This window comes from Saliniramus sp., from assembly GCF_035311605.1.
GTDB lineage: Bacteria > Pseudomonadota > Alphaproteobacteria > Rhizobiales > Beijerinckiaceae > Saliniramus.
Genome location: NZ_DATGCW010000317.1, coordinates 1 through 3802, shown reverse-complemented (window position 1 = coordinate 3802; position 3802 = coordinate 1). Strand labels below are relative to the sequence as shown.

The following is a 3802-nucleotide window of genomic DNA, read 5'->3' as shown; positions in this document are numbered from 1 at the left end:
ACGAGCCAGCGCTCGCGATCGGGATCGACGCCCAGAGACCGCGCCTCGGTTTCCTCCAGCGCGAGGAGGTTGAGGCGATAACGCAAAGCCCAGAGCATCACCAGACCGACCACCATGCCCGGCACGGCGAGACCGAGGCGGGGCCAGGTCGCGGTCGAGAAGGACCCCATCAGCCAGTAGACGATCGCCGGCAACGACGAATTCGGATCGGCGAGGAATTGCAGCACGGAGACGAGGGCGGCGAAGAACGCGCCCACGATCATGCCGGCGAGAATCACGGTCAAGACCTCGGTGCGCCCGTTGATCCGCGCGAGCAGGCCGACGAGCACGAGGGCGAGCAGGCCGAAGGTGAACGACATCCCCAGCAGCACAACGCCGTGATACCCGAGCAGGATCGCGAGCGCGCCACCGAATGCGCCGCCCTGGCTGATCCCCAGAACCTGCGGGCTGACCAGCGGATTGCGAAACACGCCTTGCAAGGCCGCACCGCCGACTGCCAGCGCTGCGCCCGACAGCGCGGCGAGCAGAACGCGCGGGAGGCGGACGAGTTCGACGATGCGCGCATCCATCGTCTCGGGATGCCCGGTCGGATCAAGGGCCCGCAGCCAGAGGATCTCGATGATGCGCGGCCAGGGCACGTCGAACCGGCCCGCGCCAACCGCATGGAGCATCGCGATCAGCAAACCGATCAGCATGAGCGGGAATGCGCCGAGCGGCAGGGCCCCCGCCCCGATACCCGGCACGACCAGAGCCCGGCTGCTCATCGGGCCGCGAACTGATCGTAATGCGCCATGCCGCCCTGCATCTCCATCCAGAGAATCTTGTCGATATCAGCATCGCTCAATTCGTGATCGTAGAGCACGCGATAGGCGTCGCGCATCTCCGCGCGCAGGTCGTAATCGAACACGTCGGGATGCAGCAGATTGGCCGTCCACATCCAGGTCAGCGGGCTCTCCTGGTTGGGCGGATCCCAGCGATATCCCCCGAGCGGCATCTTGTAGACGCGCCCTGATTGCGCGGCACTGGTCAGCGACAGGATCGGATCGTCGAGGATGCGCGCGAGCGTCAGATCGGCCTCGAAGGAATTGAGGAAGATCACCTCCGGATCCCAGGCGGCGATCTGTTCGACGCTGATATCCGACCAGCCCCCGATCAGGTCATCGGCGGCATTCCGGCCGCCTGCGAGCATGTGATACCAGGCATTGTAATTGTTTTCCGTTCCGGAAGCGCGCAGGTTCTCCTGAGCACGCAGCAGGTAGAGGACCGTGGGGCGCTCGTTCTCAGGGATCGTCGCCGTGCGCGCCGCGATATCGGCCTCGACCGCCGCGCGCCAGTCGATGATCTGTTCGATGCGCTCCGGCCTGCCCATGGCTGTTGCGGCCATGGTCATGTATTCGCGTGTGCGCTCTTCGGTCCCGTACATGATCGTCATCAGATCGAGGCCCGCATTGGTGATCGGATCGACGTAATCCGGCCCGCGTCCGGCCCATTGGATCACGAGATCGGGATTGACCCGGGCCAGCTCCTCGACATTCGGGATGAAGTTCGGCGCCGTGATGTCCGAGGGGATGTCGCGGGCTTCAGGGAATATCCGCCCGAGAATCCCCTCCACGATGGCGGATTTCGCCGTCGGATTCATCCCCACGAGCCGTTCGGTGCGGCCATCGATCGCGATCAGCGTCGAGGCCATCGGAATCGGGATGGAGGCGATCCGCTCCGCCGGGGCGGACAGGGTTACAATGCGCTCTTCGTGATCGGTGAAGCGGATCTCGTCCGCCATGACCGGTGTGATGGCGAACGCACAAAGCGCAGCGAGGGCGAATTTGGTCTTCATGGCGTGTCTCACATCTGTTTCGCGTACCCGTCGAAAATACGCCCGGTCATAATTTGGATCGGGAACGAAGCTCCTGTGAATCATCGAACCAGCCACCGGGCAGAAAGCAGTGATTAGTGATTTATTACTGATAGTCAACAATAAATATTTTTCCATTTATTCATTATTTCAATTCTAAATCAGAATATATCAATTATATTCATTCCAATTTAGACAAATAGGCGAGCAATTATTGTAGAAAACGACCATGAAAACTTTAAACAGCGCGTCATGCCGCTCTCAAGCGACCTGCCGGCGGCTATCTTCCCCTGCGATATTTTCGGTGTGAACACTGGAAACGCAGCCGGGCGGCGCGGCGCGGGCATTGCCGATACGATGAGCACGGTTGGCAGCAGGGTTCCGGGTGCCTCGGCCTGCTCAACCGCGCGCGGCGCGTGAGATTTCGCTGACCCTGTTCGAAGCAACAGCCGCCTTGATCGCCACGACGGCATCCGCATCGAGGCGCAGGCCGAGCTTGCTGCGCCGCCACAGGATGTCGTCGGCGCTGCAAGCATATTCATGGCTGATCAGCCAGCCGATCTCGGCGTCGGTGAGGGTGGCGCCGTAATCGCGCCCGAGATCGTGTTTCGTCCGGGCTTCGCCGAGCAGTGTGAAGGCATCGGTGCCATAGGCGCGTACCAGCCGCAGCGCCCAGTCCGGTGTCAGGAAGCGATATTGCGCGCGCAGCTTTTCGGTCAGGGCCGCGACTCCATCGACGGGAAAGTCGCCGCCCGGCAGCGCAACACCCGCCGTCCAGGCCGGGCCCGCCTGCGGGTAGTGCGGCACGAGCTTGTGCAGCGCGGCTTCGGCGAGCTTGCGATAGGTGGTGATCTTGCCGCCGAAGACATTGAGCAGGACCGGGCCCTGCGCGTCCAGTGAGAGCACGTAGTCCCGCGTCGCCGCTGTCGCCGATCTGGCGCCGTCGTCGTAGAGCGGGCGCACACCGGAATAGGTCCACACGATGTCGTCGCGGGTGACGGGCTTTTCGAAATATTCCGAGGCGAAGGCGCACAGGTAATCCTGCTCTTCCGGCGTGCATCGCGCCTGCGAAGGATCACCCTCATGCTCCTGATCGGTGGTGCCGATCAGGGTGAAATCGCGCTCATAGGGGATGGCGAAGATGATGCGCCCGTCCCGGCCCTGGAAGAAATAGCATTTGTCGTGATCGAACAGCCGCCGCGTCACGATATGACTGCCGCGCACCAGCCGCACCCGCTCGCGGGTCGCGATGCCGAGCTGCTCGCCGATGATGCGCCCGGCCCACGGCCCGCCGGCATTGACGAGGCCGCGCGCGCTGATCGTCTCGTGGGTCCCGTCGTCATGTTCGAGATGCACCCGCCACAGCTCCGCCCCGCGCTCCGCCGAGACGACGCGGGTGCGGGTCATGATCCGCGCGCCCCGCATCTGCGCATCGCGGGCATTGAGAACGACGAGGCGCGAATCCTCGACCCAGACATCGGAATAGGCATAGGCACGGGTGAAGCGCGCCTGCAAGGGTTTGCCGGCGGGCGCACGCGTTAGATCAACCGCGCGCGTCGGCGGCAGCAGCTTGCGGCCGCCCATGTGATCGTAGAGAAACAATCCAAGCCGGATCAGCCAGGCCGGGCGCCGTCCCTTCAACCAGGGCATGAAGCCGGCCAGAAGCCGCGATGCGGGTGTCGTCGAATCGAAACGCATACCCTTGTGGAACGGCAGCACGAAGCGCATTGGCCAGGCGATATGGGGCATCGCCCGCAGCAGTGTCTCGCGCTCGATCAGCGCCTCGCGCACCAGACGGAATTCGAAATATTCGAGATAGCGCAGACCGCCATGGAACAGCTTGGTGGAGGAGGATGATGTTGCCTGGGCCAGATCACCCTGCTCGGCCAGCGCGACCGATAATCCGCGCCCGCTCGCATCACGCGCAATGCCGCAGCCATTGATGCCGCC

At 63.5% G+C, this 3802-nt stretch carries 3 protein-coding genes; all 3 read right to left on the bottom strand.

Translation table 11 applies throughout. The annotated features are described in order from the left end of the window. Nucleotides 1-764, bottom strand: a 764-nt coding sequence (locus VKP01_RS14095; protein ID WP_324413351.1) for a FecCD family ABC transporter permease, incomplete at its 3' end; no start/stop codon positions are given. After that, nucleotides 761-1834: an ABC transporter substrate-binding protein gene (locus VKP01_RS14090; protein ID WP_324413349.1), complete on the bottom strand. Its 1074-nt coding sequence runs from the start codon at nucleotides 1832-1834 to the stop codon at nucleotides 761-763. The genes VKP01_RS14095 and VKP01_RS14090, both read right to left, overlap by 4 nt. A gap of 417 nt (nucleotides 1835-2251) precedes the next feature. After that, nucleotides 2252-3802, bottom strand: a 1551-nt coding sequence (gene glpD / locus VKP01_RS14085; protein WP_324413347.1) for a glycerol-3-phosphate dehydrogenase, incomplete at its 5' end; no start/stop codon positions are given.

Excerpts from the sequence above, each read along its gene's own strand:
- VKP01_RS14090 (WP_324413349.1), bottom strand. The coding sequence starts at position 1,834 with ATGAAGACCAAATTCGCCCTCGCTGCGCTTTGTGCGTTCGCCATCACA.